This window comes from Corynebacterium sp. HMSC036D03, assembly GCF_001836185.1.
GTDB classification, from domain to species: Bacteria; Actinomycetota; Actinomycetes; order Mycobacteriales; family Mycobacteriaceae; genus Corynebacterium; species Corynebacterium simulans.
Window position 1 is genome coordinate 60,926 of the sequence record NZ_KV827713.1, and the last position, 20,006, is coordinate 80,931.

13 protein-coding genes and 1 tRNA gene are annotated in these 20,006 nt (G+C 59.1%); 10 read left to right on the plus strand and 4 right to left on the minus strand.

The genetic code is table 11. The annotated features are described in order from the left end of the window. Positions 1 to 2: 2 nt before the first annotated feature. From HMPREF2692_RS01175 to HMPREF2692_RS01200, 6 genes are all read left to right on the plus strand, one after another. On the plus strand, positions 3 to 782 hold the full coding sequence (locus HMPREF2692_RS01175; RefSeq protein WP_061921039.1) for a hypothetical protein: 780 nt from the start codon (positions 3 to 5) through the stop codon (positions 780 to 782). Beyond that, positions 779 to 3,955 carry an ATP-dependent DNA helicase gene (locus HMPREF2692_RS01180; protein WP_235591009.1) on the plus strand — a complete coding sequence of 1,059 codons (3,177 nt, stop codon included), beginning with the start codon at positions 779 to 781 and terminating at the stop codon, positions 3,953 to 3,955. The genes HMPREF2692_RS01175 and HMPREF2692_RS01180 overlap by 4 nt, the downstream gene beginning before the upstream one ends. Continuing rightward, positions 3,939 to 7,148, plus strand: a complete 3,210-nt coding sequence (locus HMPREF2692_RS01185) for an ATP-dependent helicase (RefSeq protein WP_070498502.1) — start codon at positions 3,939 to 3,941, stop codon at positions 7,146 to 7,148. Before HMPREF2692_RS01180 ends, HMPREF2692_RS01185 begins: the two co-directional genes overlap by 17 nt. A gap of 156 nt (positions 7,149 to 7,304) precedes the next feature. Next, positions 7,305 to 8,366, plus strand: a complete 1,062-nt coding sequence (locus tag HMPREF2692_RS01190; protein ID WP_235591010.1) for a potassium channel family protein — start codon at positions 7,305 to 7,307, stop codon at positions 8,364 to 8,366. Beyond that, the gene (locus HMPREF2692_RS01195; RefSeq protein WP_061921045.1) at positions 8,366 to 9,085 is read left to right on the plus strand and encodes an NAD(+) diphosphatase; all 720 of its coding nucleotides are present in this window, start codon (positions 8,366 to 8,368) and stop codon (positions 9,083 to 9,085) included. Before HMPREF2692_RS01190 ends, HMPREF2692_RS01195 begins: the two co-directional genes overlap by 1 nt. Beyond that, entirely contained in the window at positions 9,078 to 11,132 is a 2,055-nt protein-coding gene (locus HMPREF2692_RS01200; RefSeq protein ID WP_061921047.1) for an ATP-dependent DNA helicase UvrD2, read from the plus strand. Before HMPREF2692_RS01195 ends, HMPREF2692_RS01200 begins: the two co-directional genes overlap by 8 nt. Before the next feature lie 75 nt (positions 11,133 to 11,207). Here the strand turns inward: HMPREF2692_RS01200 and HMPREF2692_RS01205 are convergent, their stop codons facing one another. Continuing rightward, a complete protein-coding gene (locus HMPREF2692_RS01205) occupies positions 11,208 to 12,071 on the minus strand; it encodes a hypothetical protein (RefSeq protein ID WP_062035655.1) in 864 nt (287 codons plus the stop codon). A 60-nt stretch (positions 12,072 to 12,131) separates the two neighbouring features. Here HMPREF2692_RS01205 and HMPREF2692_RS01210 point away from each other — a divergent pair, with 60 nt between their 5' ends. Further along, positions 12,132 to 12,641 carry a M48 metallopeptidase family protein gene (locus HMPREF2692_RS01210; RefSeq protein ID WP_062035654.1) on the plus strand — a complete coding sequence of 170 codons (510 nt, stop codon included), beginning with the start codon at positions 12,132 to 12,134 and terminating at the stop codon, positions 12,639 to 12,641. A gap of 45 nt (positions 12,642 to 12,686) precedes the next feature. Here HMPREF2692_RS01210 and HMPREF2692_RS01215 read toward each other — a convergent pair whose 3' ends face one another. Next, positions 12,687 to 14,063: a zinc-dependent metalloprotease gene (locus tag HMPREF2692_RS01215; RefSeq protein ID WP_062035653.1), complete on the minus strand. Its 1,377-nt coding sequence runs from the start codon at positions 14,061 to 14,063 to the stop codon at positions 12,687 to 12,689. A 93-nt stretch (positions 14,064 to 14,156) separates the two neighbouring features. Here HMPREF2692_RS01215 and HMPREF2692_RS01220 point away from each other — a divergent pair, with 93 nt between their 5' ends. Beyond that, positions 14,157 to 15,221 (plus strand): YlbL family protein, encoded by a 1,065-nt coding sequence (locus tag HMPREF2692_RS01220; RefSeq protein WP_061921055.1) that lies wholly within the window; start codon positions 14,157 to 14,159, stop codon positions 15,219 to 15,221. Here HMPREF2692_RS01220 and HMPREF2692_RS01225 read toward each other — a convergent pair. Beyond that, positions 15,218 to 15,901 (minus strand): beta-N-acetylglucosaminidase, encoded by a 684-nt coding sequence (locus HMPREF2692_RS01225; RefSeq protein WP_235591011.1) that lies wholly within the window; start codon positions 15,899 to 15,901, stop codon positions 15,218 to 15,220. The two genes, HMPREF2692_RS01220 and HMPREF2692_RS01225, sit on opposite strands and share 4 nt — an antisense overlap. Before the next feature lie 90 nt (positions 15,902 to 15,991). After that, complete coding sequence (locus HMPREF2692_RS01230; RefSeq protein ID WP_061921059.1) at positions 15,992 to 16,543, minus strand: PPA1309 family protein; 552 nt, start codon at positions 16,541 to 16,543, stop codon at positions 15,992 to 15,994. A gap of 121 nt (positions 16,544 to 16,664) precedes the next feature. Between HMPREF2692_RS01230 and HMPREF2692_RS01235 the strand changes: the two genes are divergently transcribed. Together HMPREF2692_RS01235 and HMPREF2692_RS01240 are read left to right on the plus strand one after the other, a co-directional pair. Next, positions 16,665 to 19,631, plus strand: a complete 2,967-nt coding sequence (locus tag HMPREF2692_RS01235; protein WP_061921061.1) for a UPF0182 family protein — start codon at positions 16,665 to 16,667, stop codon at positions 19,629 to 19,631. A 160-nt stretch (positions 19,632 to 19,791) separates the two neighbouring features. Beyond that, a tRNA-Met gene (locus tag HMPREF2692_RS01240) sits at positions 19,792 to 19,868 on the plus strand. Positions 19,869 to 20,006 lie beyond the last annotated feature (138 nt).

Consider the following 20,006-nt stretch of genomic DNA (forward strand, 5'->3'; position numbering starts at 1 on the left):
AAATGTTGCTTCCTCCAGAGCACGTGCTGAATGCATTTCACGCTGGCGCCAATCTCCGCCAGGTCCAAAGTGAGGTTCTGGGACCGGAGTGGGATCACGGCATCAAGGTAGGTGACGTTGTCTTCGCCCGCGCCAACGAGCTTTCCGGATGGTCCGCCAAGGTCCGTGAGAAGCTCGTCGTAGAAGGCGCGCGCGTGGTGAGGCCGGTCCTTAGCACGGATGCCCGTTTTACAGCTGCGGGCTGGAAGGCCAATCAGTATGTTCCAGGGCAGCTGCGTGGGCGCATCGATGAAACCGCACAGATGGCCTTGCGCTTGGACGCGGCGCTTTCTACATTTCCTATGCCGAATGTTGGCCAGCGTGACGACGTTTTCGCTCGCGCCGAGCGTGCCGCTTGGGCGGAGACAGGGGAGGCCTATTCGGCGGAGCTAACTGATAGCCTCCCCGTGGGCATCGCGCACGTGGACGTGCTGGGCACGACCGTTTACTCTGGGGCGAATCCGCCGGCGCTTGTCGACGTCGTGCCTTCCGCAGCCCCACGTCCACTGGGCTGGAGCGCGGCACTCGTTATTGTCGACGGCCTAGTAGCCGAGTCTGTGGATGATGGAATTTGTTCGCGCTTTGGACACGTGCCAGGTATGCCGCAGTTGTTGTTGCGTGCCTCAGCTTATCGCCGCTACGTCAATAACTTGCATCCCGCTTCGAAGTCAACCACGCGTTCGAATATTGAAAGGGTCGAAGCTCTGCTGGTGTCCAGGGCATCTGAAATACTAAACGGGTGAGTTACGATCCCCGTTCTACTGCCCGTGTAGGCGTCGTTTTGCCGCCTTCCCCTCAAGTGCGCCTCGTGCCGCGCCATGCCAATTACAGCACGCGCACTTGGGATTTTCCGCTGCCGCAAAAAGGTGCCTGGCGCGTTTTAGGCTCGGCTGGTGCCGGCGTTTCCAGCCTGCTGATTGACGTGGTTTTGGAAAAGCTGCGCAGCGGCGCCGATCCTTCGGGCATTCTGGTTGTTTCCACCTCCAAGGAATCTGGCGCCATCCTGCGCCGTGAATTGGCAGAACACCTTGAGGATTACGCGGCGCAGGCCTCCATGGTGCGCTCCGTGCACTCGCTGGCCTTTGCGCTGTTGCGTAATGCAGCGGACGAGGAGATCCGCCTTATCACCGGCGCGGAGCAGGACGCCGTCATCCGTGAACTACTCGAGGGCCAAGCCGAAGAACATCGCGGCAGCTGGCCGGCGGAGGTACGGCCGGCACTGACCTTCGAGGGTTTCGCGCGCCAATTGCGCGACCTTCTGTTGCGCGCTATCGAGCGCGGCCAAGGTCCTGATGAGCTCATGGAGTTGGGTAAGAAGTATGACCGACCGATGTGGACTGCGGCGGGTGAATTCCTGCTGGAATATGAGCGCACCCAGCAGCTAGCCGGCCTACACTCTTATTCGGCGGCGGAGTTAGTCAACGAGGTACTGCTGCGCTCTAGCGCTACCGAAAACCACCCGTGGCACACCATCATCGTTGACGATGCCCAGCTGCTTGATCCAACCTCCGGATTGCTTGTGCAAAAGCTCTCGCGTGGGGCGGAACTGACCGTAGTAGCAGGTGACCCTGACCAAGCGGTCTTTGCTTTCCGCGGTGCCAATTCGGAGTTCTTGACTTCTTTTCCCGCAGAGCATGAGCTGGTGCTGGATGAACCGCGGCGTCGTCCAGCGCCTGCCTGCATCAGCATCGTGGACTCGCGCTCGACCTTGCGTGATGTGGTGGCCGACGCGGTGCGCCGCCGGCACTTGGAAGACGGCGTCGACTGGCGCGATATCGCCGTCATCGTCCGCTCTAGCGGAGATATCGGCCAGATTCGCCGCACGCTGCTAGCCGCTGGCGTGCCGGTTCATATCAATCCCACGGACGTAATCTTGGCCGAGCAAAGGCTGGTCAAGTCGGTACTTTTGGCATTACGGGCGCTCGAGCATGAACTCAGCAATGCGGAACTCGAAGACCTAGTCACCGGGCCTGTGGGCGGAGCGGATCCCGTAACCTTGCGCCGCCTGATTCGTGGCCTGCGGCGGTGGGCGCCACAAGCGCGCGGCATTGATTCGCTGCGTGGACTTTTGGAAGGGCAGTTGCCGGATTTCGCGGGGCTTTTGACCGAGCGCGAAGAAACCATCTTGGAGCGCATCCGCGCGATTGTGCAGGCAGGCCGCGCTGCCATTGGTGCGCAAGCCTCTATCGAGGAAATCCTGTGGGAGGTATGGAATGCCACTGGGCTCGATGCTCGTTTGCAGGCGGCTGCGTTGCGCGGTGGTGCAACCGGCTCGCAGGCAGACCGCGACCTGGATGCCATGATGGCGCTTTTTGATGCTGCAGGTGACTACTCTGAGCGCCGTCCCGGAGCTTCGCTCGATTCCTTCCTGCGGCACATCGAAGAACAAGAATTGCCCACCGGCGTGCGTGACCGCCGCAGCGCTATCCCGCAGGCGGTAGAGGTGATTACTGCGCACGGTGCGGTGGGCCGGGAATGGGACACTGTTGTCATCGCTGGCGCTCAGGAAGGTGCTTGGCCTTCCCTCGGTGAGACGGGATCGATCTTTGAGCAGGAAGCGTTAATTGATCTGCTGGATCGGTCGATTACCCCGGGCACGCCGGTAAGCCATGTGGCAAGCCGCTTGAGGGAGGAACGCCGCTTGTTCCATGTGGCCACGACCCGCCATCGTGCGCGTTTGTTGCTTGCCGCGGTCGATGCACCCGATGCTGACGTGCCCGAAGAGCCGTCGCGCTTTATTAGTGAGTTTGCGCGGCAGGGCAGCGTGGACGTGCCCGGTGCAGTCGAACGCCGGGAAGCAAATAAGCGCCTGCGCGCGGTGCGTTTGCCGCAAGAGTTGGGCTTGCAAGTGGCCGAACCCGAACCGGTATCAGTGCGCGGTGAGCGGGAAATTGACCCGCTCGAGGTAGCGGTGCTTTCGGTGCCTTCTTTCGTGGCCCAATTGCGCCGTGTTGTCATGGATCCTGAAAGCGGGGAGGCTGAGCGCAGTCAGGCGGCACGTCAGCTCGCACGGCTTGCCAAGGCCGGAGTGCCCGGAGCCCATCCTGAGCAATGGTGGGCTGCACGCTCGGTGGCGGTAGCGGAAGAAACGGAAGACTCTGGCACGCCCACTGGCCGTGTCTCGCCATCCCGCGTGGAGGCGCTCTTGCGTTGTCCGCTCAATGCAGTACTTGGAAACTTGAGCGAGGAAGAAGAGACGCCGCTGGCGTTGCTGCGCGGCACCATGGCGCATGCATATCTTGAGGCGCTGGGCCGCGGCGTGGATCCAGAACTTGGCAAAAAGATGGTCAAGGATGCTTTTGGCCTCATCCTTAATGCGCCCAGCTGGAAGCGAGACTCCGAGCTCGCGGACTTTGAGCGCCTGCTTGAGCGCACGCATCAGTGGGCCCAGGACACTGCTTCTAACTTCGAGCTGATTGGTGTGGAGGTTCCGGTCTCCGTGGAGGTCATGCCGGGAATTAAGGTGGCAGGCTATATGGACCGCCTGGTTAAAGCAGGCGAAGACTACATGGTGGTTGACCTCAAGACGGGCAGCAGCGCGCCGTCTCGTGAGGAAGCCAAAGACAATGCGCAGCTAAAGACCTATCAGCTGGCCTTGGCACATGGTCAGCTGTGCGACGCTAACGAAGACAGAGCACACGGTCCTGTAATCCGCACGGGTGAGGGTATGGCTCGCGGTGGCGGCGTGCTGGTTTATCCAGGCACTGATCAAAAGTCCATCACCAGCCGTGACCAAGCTGCTGTGCCGCCGGAAGAACTAGAAGAATTCGCTGGGAAGCTGCCCGCGCTGGTAGCTGAACTTTCCAGTCAGCACTTGACCGCCCGGGAAAATGAGTCCTGTGGGCGCTGCGCAATCCGGTCCATTTGTCCCATCCAAGCAGAAGGAAAGCAGGTCTCTGATGAGCTCGCAGACTAAACTATTAAGCCCCCAGCAACTTGCTGCTGCTTTGGATAAGCCTTTCCCGCCGACGGACGAACAGAGCAAGGTCATCGAGGGCCCGCTCGGTCCGAAGCTGGTCGTCGCCGGCGCGGGCGCTGGCAAGACGGAAACCATGGCCTCGCGTGTGGTCTACCTCGTGGCCAATGGCATGGTGCGCCCAGAAAACGTCTTGGGTCTAACCTTTACCCGCAAGGCAGCTCAGCAGCTTGAGCAGCGCATCCGTAAGCAATTGATGAAGTTGCGAGATTCCCGCATCGTCGCGCCGGATTCTGCAGCGGCGGAAGCACTGGAAAACATTGCGCCGAAGGTCGCCACGTATGACTCCTACGCGGGGGATTTGGTACGGGAATATGGCCTGCTCATGCCGGTTGAGCCAAGCGCGCGGATTATTACAGATGCAGAACGCTTCGCCATCGCGCACGATGTCGTGCTTAATTACGGCGGCAAGTTATCTGCGTCCCAGTCGGTGGCGACGGTTACTGAGACCCTGCTCAAGCTTGCACAATCCATCGATAACGCGTTGATGGATCCGGCCGATATCCGGGAGCATGCCCGGATCTTCACTGCCACCGCTTATGACCTAGAAAAGACCCGTAAAAACGGCCCGGAATTCAACAAGGATGTGCAACGGTACCTAGACCGCCAGCAGCTGCGTGTGGAGTATCTTCCACTCGTTGAGGCCCTGAAGGAAGAACAAGCGGCCCGTGGCGTCATCACCTTTGGCGAGCAAATGGCAATCGCCGCCAAGCTGGCCCAGAGCCATCCCGCAGTAGGCGAGCAGCAAAGCCAGCGTTTCAACGTGGTGATGCTCGATGAGTACCAGGACACCTCCCATGCACAGCGCGTGCTTCTTCGTTCCCTGTTCGGCGGCGTGCGCCCAGGCGTATCCGTAACGGCCGTGGGCGATCCAATGCAATCTATCTACGGTTGGCGTGGCGCCACGGCAGAAAATCTTGCTGCCTTCGTAGAGGATTTCCCTCAGGAAGATGGCTCACCCGCGCCGAAGGACCAGCTGACCACATCCTGGCGCAACCCACAGCGTGCTTTGGAACTGGCAAACGACGTCGCGGCCAAGCTCTTTTCCGAGTCCGCTGGCCCACGGCCTGTTGATGAGCTGCAGCCGCGCGATGGCGCGCCGGAAGGCGATATCGAGCTGGGGTATTTTGCCTCTGAGCGCGAGGAGCATGAACACATCGCCCAGCATCTCAAGAGCCTTTATGAGCGATACGAGGACCCAAACGATTTCAGCGCGGCGGTGCTTGTGCGAACGAATAAGCAATCGCCCCTTATCGCACAAGCCCTAGATGACGCAGGCGTGCCGAATGAAATCGTCGGCCTAGGCGGCTTGCTCTGGCAGCCGGAGATTCAAGATCTCATTGCCGTTGCCACCATCCTCGTCCGTCCGCAGGACACCAACGCCGCACTGCGCGTGCTCACCGGGCCCATGTGCGGGCTAGGCGTAAAGGATCTGCAGCAGCTATTGGCACGTCAACGCAACCTTGCCGGCGGCGATGCAGCGGCATCAGGACGGTTGCGTTGGGAGGGCGGCGACCCAGTCGAGCATCTCGCCGCCCAACTAGCGGAGCTGACTGAAGAAGGCACCGGACAAATTTTGGGCCTGGCCGATGCTTTGGCAGACCTTGGCGAGCGCGAACGCTATAGCGCGTCGGGGTTGGTGCGCATGGAGGAGCTTTCTTCGAAACTGCGCCACCTGCGTACCTACTCGCTGTCTAAGTCTTTATCGGATCTCTTCGCCGACATCGAAGCACTCTTTAATATCCGCACCGAGGTCCTAGCCAGCGGCACGTTGGGCGGCACCACGCACCTGGACGCTTTTGCCGACGTCGTCGCTGATTTCCACGGCGATTCCCTTTCCGCATTGCTGGACTATCTCTCGATGGCACGCGAACGCGAAGACGGCCTTACTCCCGGCGAAGTTCCCGCTGTAGCCGGGCGCGTGCAAATCATGACCGTGCACAAATCCAAAGGCCTGGAGTGGAAGCACGTCTGTGTGCTCCACGCTGACTCCACGAGCTACAAGGGCCAAGCCGAAACCTTCCTCACCTTCGTGGAGAAGGTCCCCGGTGACGAAGACGTCATCGAGCTGGACCCTGATGCCACAAAGCGTTCGGAATTCGGCAAGGCATGCGAGGCCTATAAGGAAAGCGTGCGCCAGAACCAGCGCGAGGAAAGCGCGCGCCTGTTCTACGTTGCGATGACCCGCACCGAGTCCACGCTGACGATTACGGGTTCTGGAACCAACAAGGTCCAAAATAAGTCGAAGAAGGGGCCCTACGAATACCTAGAACTGCTGCGTGCAAAGCATCCTGACTTGGTTCAGCATTGGGACGTGCCTGCTAGCCCCGAGGAGGCTGCCGCGCACGAGGTAATGCTCGAGGGCACTTTCCCATCGCTGGAAGCTAGCTCGCATGCTGTGAAGGCAGCGGAGACTGTGCTGGAGGCCATGGACAAACTTCCGGAGTTGCGCGCAGGAGAAACCTTTGAGCTTTGGGAACAAGAAGCCGGTGCTTTGATCGAGGAATACGCGGCATTGCAAGCACCCGTCGTGGACGTAGAGCTTCCAACCGAGCTGACAGCTTCCGACATGGTCTCGCTCAGTTCAGACCCCATTCAGTTCGCGCGGCGCCAACGACGTCCCATTCCTTTTAAGCCGAATGCATACGCCAAACGCGGTACCGCTTTCCACGCTTGGCTGGAAGATAGGTTTGGTTCGCCGGCTCTGTTGTCGGAGGATGAACTGCCCGGCTCCGATGAACAGCCTGAGCAGGACTTGGAAGCATTGAAGGAGGCATTCCTTTTCTCCGAATGGGCGCAGCGCACCCCGGAATACGTTGAGGCGCCTTTTGAAATCACCATCGGTGATTCGGTAGTACGCGGACGCATGGACGCAGTCTTCCGCGAAGCAGACGGCACCTGGTTTATCGTGGACTGGAAAACTGGCCGCCCGCCTAAAGGCGCGGATATGCGCGCGGCAGAGATCCAGCTGGCGGTCTATGCTGAGGCATGGCGGCGCGTGCATAGCACCGAAGACGTACGCGCGGCATTCTTCTATGTCCATGACGGCTATCTCTTCGAACCGCGGGATTTGCCCACTGGAAAGCGGCTGGTAGAGCTTCTTGAATCGTCAGTTTCTGCTTCTGCGGGTTAAGGTATTTAGCCGGTTCGTAAAACGCGGGTCCCATTTTGCCTATGCTCGCGTTAACGCGTGCTGCTAAAGCCATAAAAATCGAAGCTAGAGGAAGACCAAAGTCCAGTGCCGAAACAACGTGCGCAACGCATAAGCCGTCGCTTTAAGGCGCGCTTCATGCCGCAGATTGAGCTGACGTCGCAGCCTGATCACGCGCTCATTGATGTGATCACGGTTCCGCGTGCTGACAATGACAGTCCGTGGAAGCAGCTGGGCAGCCGCGTCCTGTGGGCATTCGCGCTGCTTGTCTTCGTCACCGTCGTCGTTTACTTCGACGGTGATGGCTACAGCGAAAACCTGTCGTTTCTCGATGCTGCCTACTACGCCGCAGTCTCTCTCACCACAGTGGGCTATGGCGATATCGTCCCGGTGACCCCGCAAGCCCGCTTCGTCAACCTGCTCATAGTTACGCCAGCCCGCCTGATCTTCCTTGTTTTGTTGGTCGGCGCGACGCTGTCAGTGCTTACAGATAAAGCACGTCGTACATTCGAAATCCAGAATTGGAGAAAGCAATTGCGCAACCACACTGTTGTTATTGGTTACGGCACCAAGGGCGCGGGCGCCGTCGCTGCTTTGCTGGCTGACGACGTCCCGGCCTCCCAGATCGTGGTCATCGACACCAACCGTGCCTCGCTCGCGAACGCTGAACACCACGGCCTGGTCACCATCTTCGGTTCCGGCACTAAGCAAGATGTCCTGCGCATCGCGGGCGTCGAGAATGCGGCGTCTGTTGTCGTGACTCCGTCCACGGACGATACCGCCGTTCTGTGTACTCTCTCGGTGCGCGAGCTGAACCCGAAGGCAAAGATTGTCGCTTCGGTGCGTGAGTCTGAGAACCGCCACCTGCTGCGCCAATCGGGTGCCGATTCCGTGGTTACCTCCGCGGAGACTGCCGGACGCCTGCTGGGCCTTGCCACCGTAACGCCGACGGTAGTGGAAATGATGGAGGATCTCCTCTCCCCAAACGAGGGCTTTTCCGTCTCCGAACGTGCGGTCCGCGAGTTCGAGGTGGGCTCCAACCCACGTCACCTCGCAGACATCGTGCTGGCAGTGCTGCGTAACAACGAACTGCACCGCGTGGATACCGCGGATGCTTACTCCCTCAAGCCCGGTGATCGCCTCCTTTACATCAAGCACGAGATGGAGCAGGCAACTGAAGAAGAGGACGAAGAAGACTAGTGTTTCTTCCTGTCACCGAGAGCAACCGAGTGCCGGTCGATGACACGGGTGCGCCGGTCTTGGTCGCGGAGCCCAGCGGCCCCATCCTCGTTGAGGTAGGGGCCGTTCAGGCGTTTTCTATCCCCGATCAATCCGCTACGAAGCTGGGAACGCTCCGTGACGCTGCCTTCTTCGCAGAAAACCCTGACATCCTCAAGGCCATCCATTTAGTTCGCAATCGCCGGGAGACGCGTTTTGATGCGCGTACGGGTGATGAACTGTACTTCCCAGAACCGGGCGTCGTCGGGCGCTCGCTCCAAGACCCACGCCGCATGGTCTTTCCGCGGATCAACCCCGCAGTCATCGGCATTATCTACTTGGCAGGCACGGATAAGATCCTTCTGGCTCGCAACCGCGTGCGCAATAGCTTTTTCTCGCTCATCGCGGGCTACGTCGAACCGGGGGAGAGCCTGGAAGAAGCTTTCGCGCGGGAAGCGTTGGAGGAGACCGGCAGGCGCGTGCACGAAGTGCGCTATTGGGGCTCGCAGCCTTGGCCGCCTAGTGGCTCGTTGATGATGGGCTTTAGTGCGGTCACGGATGATGTCCAGGCTGTTTGCGATACTGATGGCGAGCTCGAAGAAATCCGCTGGGTTTCACGCGCTGAGCTGCCGGATTTAAACATTGCCCGCAAGGGCTCGATTGCACACACGATGATTATGGAGTGGTACCACGGTGAATAGGCCGGATTTGTCCCTATTGGACGAGGACCAGCTTGCAGCAGCCACCGCCCCGCGTGGGCCGGTGTGCATCCTGGCGGGCGCGGGCACCGGTAAGACCCGTACGGTTACTTATCGCATCGCCAACATGGTGGACCAAGGTTTCGCTAGCCCGCAGCGCATCCTGGCGGTTACCTTTACTACCCGTGCTGCGGGCGAGATGCGTGACCGCCTCAACCACATGGGAGTCGGCGGTGTCCAGGCGCTGACTTTCCACGCGGCGGCGCGGCGTCAGCTGCGCTATTTTTGGCCGCAGGTGGCAGGTGATTTGCCGTGGGAGCTCGTCGATAACAAGTTCTCCCTCGTTGCCCGTGCGGTGCGCTCGCTGAATCTCGATAATTCGAAGGACTCCATCAGGGATTATCTCAGCGAGATCGAGTGGGCTAAGTCCTCGCTGGTTGGGCCAGATTCCTATCCGGAGGTAATCGCCACGACAGACCGCGAAGCGCCTGCTGAACCTGCCAAGGTCGCGGAGGTATTCCGCCGCTATGAGCAGCTCAAGTCCACTCCGGACCGCATGTTCTTGGACTTTGATGACCTGCTCATGCACATCGCTGGCGCCATTGAGAATGTCCCTTCCGTGGCAGAGGTCTTCCGTGAGCAGTACCGCACCTTCGTGGTGGATGAGTACCAGGACGTTACCCCGCTGCAGCAGCGGGTTCTAGATGCGTGGCTGGGGGAGCGCGATGACCTCACTGTGGTCGGCGATGCTAACCAGACGATTTACTCCTTCAACGGTGCCTCGCCGGACTATCTGCTGAACTTTTCGCGCACCTACCCCAACGCCACAATCGTGAAGCTGCAGCGTGACTACCGTTCCACCCCGCAGGTAACGGACTTGGCCAACCGCGTCATCGCGAAGGCATCTGGCCGCGCTGCCGGTACACGCTTGGAGCTGCAGGGTATGCGCGAGCCCGGCCCAGAGCCGACGTTCAAGGCTTTTGAATCCGAAGAGATCGAGGCAAAGGAAGTCGCGGGCCAAATCCTGACTCTGCTCAACAAGGGCGTTAAAGCCTCTGAGATCGCGGTGCTCTACCGCATCAACGCCCAGTCCGAGCAGTTTGAGCAGGCGCTTGCCGACGCCGGCATTGTCTACCAAGTCCGCGGTGGCGAGGGCTTCTTTCGCCGCCCGGAAATCCTGGAAGCAATCCGCGTGCTCATTGCGGCTACCCGCCGTGAAGACTTGCCAGCGGATCCCGTCGCCATCGCTCGTGCTGCTTTCGTTGAATTGGGGCTTACGCCTAGCGAGCCGCAGGGTGCCAAGGCACGTGAGCGTTGGCAGTCGCTGAATGCCCTCGTAGATCTCATCGAGCAAATTGTCCAAGACCATGAAGGCATTGATTTGAGCGGAGTGCTGGGAGAGCTGCATCGCCGTTCTGAAAATAAGCAGAACCCCACGATGGAAGGCGTCACGCTGGCGACCATCCACGCGGCCAAGGGCTTGGAGTGGGACGCCGTGTTCTTGGTGGGCCTGACGGAGAAGCTGCTACCTATCAACTACGCCATCAAGGCAGGTGACGAGCAGGTGGAAGAAGAACGCCGCCTGTTCTACGTCGGAATCACCCGCGCCCGCGAGCACCTCGCTTTGTCTTGGGCTTTGGCAAAAACCACTGGTTCTCGGGCCTCCCGTGAACGCACCCGCTTCCTTGACGGCTTGGTGCCGGGAATCGAAGAAAGCGCTGGTAGCGGTAGGCGCTATCGCGAGCGCAAGTGCCGGGTATGTGCAGCGCCGTTGAGCAGCCCGGCTGAAAAGGTCTTGGGACGCCACGAGTACTGCGATTACGAGGGCGACGAAGAAGTGTTCTCCGCTTTGCGCGCTTGGCGTGCGAACACCGCCCGCGATGCCAAAGTTCCGGCCTACGTCATCTTCTCCGATGCCACTCTGCAAGCAATCTCTGAGGCTCTCCCGGCTGACGAAGGCGAGCTGCTCGAAATCTCCGGCGTCGGCCCCTCCAAGCTTGAGCGCTATGGTGCGGAAGTTCTGCAGATCATCTCCACGCTGCGCAGCTGAGCAAGTATTCAGGGCAGCAAACTCAGACCTGCATTTTTAGTCAGATGCCGCAGGGAAGCGCCACGATGCTAGCGCTTAGCGCCGCTGGGACTTTTCAAAACAGTAGGGGCACTTCGGATGCTCGAGGACTAGGCGGTATTGGTTGTGGCCGTAAGGGTCTACTTCCAGTAACTCGCCTTGCATGACGCGGCTACTTTTTGCACCAGGTGGGCTGGGGCGGCCTGCAAGCCGTCTTAAAAAGATCATGGTTTGCATGGCAACTGCTTTGATAATGACCTCGTCGGCCTTAGCATCTGCCGTATCCAGCTGGGTGACGACGTTGTGCCACTGCTCATCGCCGTCGATTCGGTGCAGATGCGAGCACATGGGACACGGCCCGCGGCCGGCGGTTCGCAGAGGGCCAATTACACCACGGGCATCAAACATCGACACAGGTAAAAAGTCGCCCTTGCACTTGCGCAGTGTTTCAGCCAGTTCCACCGGCTTATCAAGGAAATCCACCGCTACCACCGGAAAATGCGGGCTGACAGCCTTGATATACGAGTAGGTATTTTCTTGTTCTAGCTGGTTACGCAGCACGAATCCATCCTGGCTGGCGGCTGCCCGTATGGCCTCGGCAAGCGGGCTTTTGCCCAGCACAACCACGCAGCTTCGCGCAGGCTCCGGCCACAAAATGTTGTAACAAATGAGATCCTCAATCAGCGAGCTCGCAGCGGTTTCCTCCATGCCGGCGCGGGTGAGGAGCCGCTGAATACTATCGCGCGTAATGGGCTGGTGGAGGCGAGACAGGGAAGCGATAATTTCGCTTTCCACCTCGACCACCCCCACGCGAGTGGCGTCCATGCCGAACTGAATGACGCCGGGCTCGCGCTCCAGAATGCTTACCCCCGGCGCCAACATGTAGGCAGTCGTTGATTGCTCTTGCGATGCAACTGGCATGCTTTTCCCCCTAAAGCCACGCTCGTTGCTCCCATTCCAGCACAAGTACAATGACCTGTCATGTCGAGTAATGAGAACTCAGGTGTCGCCGTGCGCGTTATCCGTTCTGCAAAGCGCAAGCGGACGGTGCAAGCACGGCTTGTCGACGGCGTCTTAGAAGTCCGGATTCCTTCCTGGATGTCGGCGAAAGAGGAGGCCAAAGCCGTGGCCGACATGCAGGCGAAGGTAGCGCGCAAGCACACCTCGACGCGGCGCTCTGATGCTGATCTGCACGAGCGTGCCGTCCAGCTCAACAAAAACTTCCTCGACGGGCGAGCGAAGATCGGCTCAATTCGTTGGGTGGGCAATCAAAACACACGGTGGGGCAGCTGCACTACCTCTACCGGCGACATTCGCATCACCGATCGCCTCAAGGACGTACCAGAGTATGTCCTTGATTCTGTCGTCATCCATGAGCTGACTCATACCTTCATCCCCGGGCACGGGCCGGAATTTTGGCAGTGGGCTGACCGCGCGCCGAAAGCGGAGCGGGCCAAGGGATACTTAGAGGCCTACCAGCGCTTTGGCTGATAGGCCTCTAATGGCAACGGGGTAGATAGGCAGTGGCCCTAGGCGCTATTCCTTGTCTTCACCGGAGTTATTGGAATCGCCGTTTTCATCCTGCTCGCGCAGCATTTCTTCAAGCTTTGCGAATTCTTCCTCGAAACCGGAATCGGTGGCATCGTCGAGCAAGCTGTCGATGAAGGCGGCCGGGTTATCGAGGTGCTCTGCCGTAGGAAGGAAGTCTGGGTGGTCCCAAGCCTTGTCGCGCTTGTCAACGCCCACGGCGACCGTCGCACGACGCCACAGCTCGGCAGCAGCGTCGACCTTCGGCGCAGATAACTCGATGCCGACGACCTTGGAAATGGCCTTTTCTGCGGATCCGCCGGTGGCACGGCGATGCGCCCACGCCTCGTTCATGGTGGAGGTGGACGGGATGCGATCTCCCAGTGCATCGTTTACTACCTGATCAACCCAGCCCTCAACGAGCGCGAGCAAGGTTTCCAGGCGGGAGACAGCACCGGCATTGCGGGAGGTGATGCGCGGGGTCAGATCCATGCCCTGCAGCTTGCTCATCGCATCCTGGATGGCTTGTGGGTCACCGGATTCGAGGTTGAGCTCGCGGGTTGCTTCCTCGATGTGGGAAGTGTCGATGACAAGGCCAATTGCGTACTCCTCGACGGAGGAAACCAAGCGCTCAACCAGCCACGGAACGTGCTTGAACAGGCGCTGGCGGGCGGCCTCGCGGGCGCCAATATAGACCAGAATTTCCTGGCCCGGCACATTGAGATCGCGCGCGATCTTTTGGATGTTGTGTGGCAAAAGCGCGGTGCTACCGGCAGGGGAGACCGGAATACCAAAGTCGGAGCCGGTAAGTGCCTGGGTGGCAAGGTCACCAAGTGCGCGGCCCAACTGCATGCCAAAGTTCATACCGGACATCTGATTCATCATGTTTGCCATCGGACCCATCATCTCGCGGGCTTCTTCCGGCATTGACTCCAGCTGCGCATTGTTCATGTGCTCGGCAACTGGGGTAACCAAGCGCTTCCACATTGGCATCGTTGCTTCGAGCCACTCGCTGGAGTTCCACGCTTTGACGCTGCCGGAAGCGGTGGGCAATTCGGTGGCGTCGTCAAGCCAAAGCTCCGCTAGGCGTACGGCTTCTGCTACCGCATTGCTATCGGCACTGCTGATTTCCTTGTCGTTGGAAATCTGCTGGTGCGCGATGCGCTGGGCCATCTCATAGTTGACCGGGCCGGAGCCCTCAGGAGAGTTCATTGAGGAGCCCATGCCAGAAAGCATCTGGCCGAACTGATTAAGAAGGTCTCCTAGACCACCGCCCGCGGCGCTGCCGCCGAAGCCGAAGGCGCCAAACGGGTTCTGGTCGCGGCGCGAGTTATCGTCGTCACCGTCATCATTGTTGGGAAAAGAAAAACCGAATCCGTTGCTCATGCGCTCCAATGTACCGGCTGGCGGTGGGCTGTTTCCATCGCTCGCGCAACGCTGTCAGCGAACAAGGATGAAAACGTTGTAGGCTAATTCCTCGTGAATTCACCAGAAAATCGACGCCTCCGCACGCTCGTTTGGGGCGCTATCCCGGTCATCGTGCTGGGTGGTGCCTTGAGCATCGATCGCATCCCTGGCACGGATATTGCTTTAACCGTGCCTTATGCGGCCGAGGGGCCTGGCCCAACCGTGGATACGCTCAGCGAGGTTGATGGCACTGAGGTCGTGGACGTGAAAGCGCCAAAGACCTATGAGACTTCCGGTCAGCTCAATATGACCACCGTGTCTGTGCGCACCAACATGACGCTGACGCAAGCCTTGGGGCGCTGGATCATGACTGATGACACTCTGGTACCAATCGATACCGTCATCCCGCAGGGGCAGACGGATGAAGAGGTAAACGAGTCGAACGAGCAGGCCTTCACACAGTCGGAGTCGGCTGCGACGGTCGCTGCGATGAATTATCTCGACGTGCCAGTGAAGATCGTGGTGGCGCAGGTTCTAGAGGATGCACCTGCCGCGGGGGTCGTGCGTGCAGATGACGTTATTACCTCCGTTGATGGTGAGAAGGTAACGCAGCCGGGGCAGGTGCAGGACATGGTCCGCGCGAAGAAGCCCGGCGATGAGGTTGAACTCGGCATTGAACGCGGTGGCAAGAAGCTGCAAGAAAAGGTCACGCTGGCGGCGCATCCACACGATGATTCGGTGGCGCTGATGGGCATTTCGATGACCTCGAAGCCTAAGGAAGATATCCAGGTTGATTACAACCTGCAGGACATCGGCGGGCCGTCCGCGGGCATGATGTTTACCCTCGCGGTAATCGACAAGCTTTCTGATGGCGAGCTCAACGGCGGCAAGTTCGTTGCCGGTACCGGCACCATCAGCGAAGACGGCACGGTGGGTCCCATCGGCGGAATCGTGCACAAGGTCGCCGCTTCGAAAGAAGCCGGCGCCGAGCTCTTCCTAGCACCCGCAGACAACTGCGCGGAGGCCACGAGCCGCGACACCGGCGACATGGTTGTTGCCAAGGTGGAGACCCTGGACGATGCCATTAAGGCGATGGATGACTTCGCCCACGGCAAGCAGGTTCAGACCTGCAATTAGATAAGACCGAGCTCTTTAAGACGCTCTTCGGGATCGTCTTGGTCGGTTGAGATCATCTGCTGCATCACGAGACCGTCCTTGTTATCCACCACCGTCAAGATGGCGGTGTTGCCCAGCATGGACCAGCCGACGACGCGGTCGCCTTCATCCTTGACCACGCGGGAGCTGCGCAGCTCGGTGAGCACCTGCGTGGTTTGGGCGGCCTTGGACTTGTTCTTGAAGAACTGGAACTGGCCGATTTCCGAGCCGGAGCAGTTATAAGAATCTGCGACACCGTTGGGATCACAGCGGTCGAACTGCTGGAAGATCTCCACCGGAACAAGGGTTTCGAAGGTCTCGTAGGCTTCTTCTACCTGCTTGGAGAGCTTTCCGTTGCCCTTCTTTTCGCCATTGGCAGCAGTCGCAGAAGCGGAGGCGGACTCGCTTGCCGGCTCGCTCGCGCCAGATTCTGTTTCCTCGGAGGTGGTGGCCTCGGCCGAGGATTGCTCAGAAGAAGTGGTAGTAGCGGTGCTTGCCGACGTCTTCGGGGCCGGGGTTTCAGCCTTCTGGCTGGTAGCTACAGGAGCAGCCGGTGCGGGCTGGCTAGCCTCCTGGCCGTCCCCACATGCCGCGAGGGAGCAACTTGCAGCAAACAGTCCAGCTGCTACGCAGGCGGTGCGGGCGGACAAGGAATTTCGCACGAGGTACTCCTTCAAAGCTGTGAGTTCAAAAGAAAGCATTGAGACTTCAGGTGTAGAGAAATTTGGGTCTAAGACACTTAGTGCCTCAGTTTAGTCGAGTTCATCGGGATCTTGTTCGAGCCCGTAGCGCAATGCGGCGATGACACCCGGTGCCACGTCTGGGCCGCCGCGCAGCTGGATATCGTCTTGTGCAAACGGGCCGGCTGCTTCCAGTTCTTCCTCGGTTGGGCGCACCTGCAGCAGGGTCAGTTCGACGCCTTCCTCACGCAGCACACCGGAGAAAAGGCGTGCAGGACGCGGGCTAGAGTCTGCGCTCTGGCCAGCCTCAGCAGAGGTGTCGCGGAATTTAATCTCTTGGGCCAAGATGACGCCGGCGATCTCGTGTGGCCAGACCACGCGGGAGACATAATCGGCTAGCTGCTCGGAGCCGGGTTCGATGTTTTCCGGGATATTGTCCTGCACGATAAGGGTCAGCGGGGAAGCGTCTTCCTCATTGAGCTCTGCCAGCTGGTCCGCGACCAAAGAAGTCGGCACCAGAGCGAAAAGGGTAGGGGGTGCCTCCCAGCCCTCAGCGTGGACAAATTCCACTGCTTCACGCATGGCTTTGTTTAATGCTGGCTGAGAAAGCTCGGGGGAACTCATGAGACTCCTTATTCGTTAACTGTGTATTGCTTCCCTAAGCTGGAAGACTATACCGCTTATATTCGCACGATTTTGATTGGAGCTGGCGTTGGCCTCTGGTATCTCCCGACCCGCTGCCCCAATGAAGCGACCTCCCAGGGGCTTGTCCTGGACGGTCGCTATCATTGCCGCCTTACTGTTCATCGGCCCATTGTTAGTGGGCTTTTATACAGATTGGAAGTGGTTCGGCGCAATTGAATACCGTGGTGTCTTTACCACCACCTTGGTAGCGCGAATCGTGCTTTTTGTCATCTTCGCAGTGGTATCGGCAGGCGTGGTTTATGCCGCGGGCCGCGTTGCATGGCGTGGCCGCCCCGAGAGCTTAGATTTTAACGATCTGAATTCGCCGGTTTACCAGTACCGTCGTTCCATCGAAAAGACCATGGGCGTGTTCCTAAAGGTTATCCCGCTGCTAGTCGGTGTGGTGGCAGGCCTGATGGGGCAGGCTTCGTGGCGCCAGTTCATGCTCTTTTTAAACGGCCAGGATTTCGGCGTTGATGATCCGCAGTTCCACAAGGACTTGGGATTCTATGCCTTCCAGCTGCCGGTGTGGAACATCATCGTTTCGGCGTTTTCGATGCTGCTTCTGGTGTGTTTCTTGCTGGCGCTGTTTAGCCATTACATTTTGGGCGGCATTCGCATCGGCAACCGTGCCTCCGGTGTGCGCGGTTCCATTTCTCGCCCGGCTCGCGTGCAGCTAGCGGTAACCGGTGGCCTATGGATGCTGCTGCAGGTAGCAGGCTACTGGTTGGATCGTTATCAGCTTCTGTACAACCAGCACTCGCTGTTTACCGGTGGCTCCTACACCGACATCAATGCTTACCTGCCGGCCAAGATCATTCTGATGGTCGTCGGCGTCGTCGTAGCAGTGGCGATTTTCGCTGCGGTGGTAATCAAGGATCTGCGCATCCCTGCACTGGCAGTGGTGCTGATGCTGCTTTCCTCCGTCATCATCGGTCAGGCTTGGCCGCTTTTGATGGAGCGCTTTTCCGTCAACCCGAACCGCCAAGCAAAGGAAGCGGAATACATCGCTCGCAATATTGAATCCACCCGCTATTCCTACGGGCTCACGGATGAGCAGGTTACCTATGAGGAGAACTGGGGAGCAGAGGAAGTAGCCGATTCTAAGGTGGCTTCGGATTCCTCCACGATTTCGAACCTGCGCTTGTTGGATCCGGATATCTTGGCGCCAACCTTTACCCAGATGCAGCAGCTGAAGAACTTCTACGGTTTCCCAGAGACCTTGGCGATGGACCGTTACACCGTGGACGGTGAACTGCGCGACTTCGTGGTTGCCGCACGTGAGCTGGATCCGAATGAGCTGCAGGAAAACCAGCAGAACTGGATCAACCGCCACACGGTTTATACCCACGGAAACGGCTTTGTTGCGGCCCAGGCAAACACCGTCGACGAGGTTGCGCGCGACGCCGGCTCTGCCCGCGGCGGATTCCCAATCTTTACCGTCTCCGATCTGCAAACCCAGCAGGGCAAGCAGCACGAGGGTGAAGGCGAGACCAAGGACGCCGAGAAGTCCCTGGGAATCAAGGTGGACCAGCCGCGCACCTACTATGGTCCGGTCATTGCCGGCGCACGCGATGGGCGTGACTACGCCGTAGTGGGTGAGACCGGTGATAAGCCAGTTGAGTACGATACCGATTCCACCACTTACACCTATGACGGTAAGGGCGGCGTTGAGATCGGCAATATTGTGGACCGCACCGCGTATGCGCTGAAGTACCAGGAGATGAACCTGCTGCTGTCTGACCGCGTGGGCTCCGAATCTAAGATTCTCTACGACCGCGACCCGCGCAAGCGCGTGGAAAAGGTAGCGCCGTGGCTGACCACCGATTCTGCCACCTACCCAGCCGTCATTGACGGCCGCATCAAGTGGATTGTGGATGGTTATACAACGCTTGAGTCTCTGCCTTATTCACAGCGCACCTCGCTGACAGATTCCACGCAGGATACGCAGAACCCGAACGGCACCAGCCAGCGGCTTATCAACGAGCAGGTGGGTTATATCCGCAACTCTGTGAAGGCTACTGTCGACGCTTATGACGGCTCCGTGGATCTCTTTGAGTTTGATGACCAGGACCCAGTTCTGAAGGCCTGGGAGGGCGTATTCCCGGGCGTCGTCAAGCCGAAAGCGGAAATCTCTGACGAGCTGCGCGGCCACTTCCGTTACCCGGAAGACATGTTCAAGGTGCAGCGCGATCTGTTGGCGAAGTACCACGTTTCCGACCCAGGCGTGTTCTTTAATAACGATGCCTTCTGGTCTGTGCCAGAAGACCCAACCGCCGGCGAGGCACGTGGTTTGAACCAACCTCCTTACTACGTCATGGCGGCGGATCCGAAGTCCGGGAAGCCAAGCTTCCAGCTGATTACTTCTTATCGCGGTTTGAATCGTCAGTTCCTCTCCGCGCATATGGCGGTGTCCTCGGACCCAGAGAACTACGGTCAGATCACCGTTCGCGTGCTGCCGACGAATACTCAGACCCAGGGCCCGAAGCAGGCGCAGGACGCCATGATGTCTTCCGACCAGGTCGCTCGTGACCGCACGCTGTGGGAAGGCTCGAATGACCTGAACTACGGCAACCTGTTGGCACTGCCGGTAGGCGGCGGCGAGATTCTTTACATGGAGCCTATTTACTCGCAGCGTAAGGACCAGGAATCCGCGTTCCCGAAGCTGCTACGCGTTCTCGTTTCCTACAAGGGTCGCGTGGGTTATGCCCCGACTATCGGTGAGGCCCTCGACCAGGTGGGCATCGATCCTAAGTCCGCGCAGGACATCACTGAGATCGACGGCGACGGCAGTGCAGCTGACGCGAAGAAGGACTCCGGTGAGGACTCCAAGTCCAAGGATGAGGGCAAGGCTTCGGCTCCTGCCTCGGCACCGGCGGCCTCTAGTGAGGCCGATGCCATTGACGGCATCAACAAAGCACTCGACAACGTAGAGAAAGCCCGCAACGGTTCCTTCGAGGAATACGGCAAGGCTCTCGACGAGCTCGACCAGGCTGTTGAGGCCTACAAGAAGGTCGAGTCGAAGTAGGCAAGTAGAAAATACTGCCTAGATAAACGCGAATGGCCACCTGCCCAGGGGATTTGGGTGGGTGGCTATCTGTCTGTATAGTTACAGAGGTCGCCGACGAGAGCGGTTATGAAAAATAATCAGTCTCGTTAAAGCGTAGATGTTTAGAAGTACATCTCGACGCGGGGTGGAGCAGCTCGGTAGCTCGCTGGGCTCATAACCCAGAGGTCGTAGGTTCGAATCCTGCCCCCGCTACCAACTTCCAAGCCCCTACCAGGAGAAACACTGGTAGGGGCTTTAGTTATTTCTCTTAAGGCGCACGTCCTGGGACTCAAATCGGGACTTTAGCGATGGCTTTTTGTGGGTTAAGTAGCAGAATGTGTGTCCGTTCGGCGT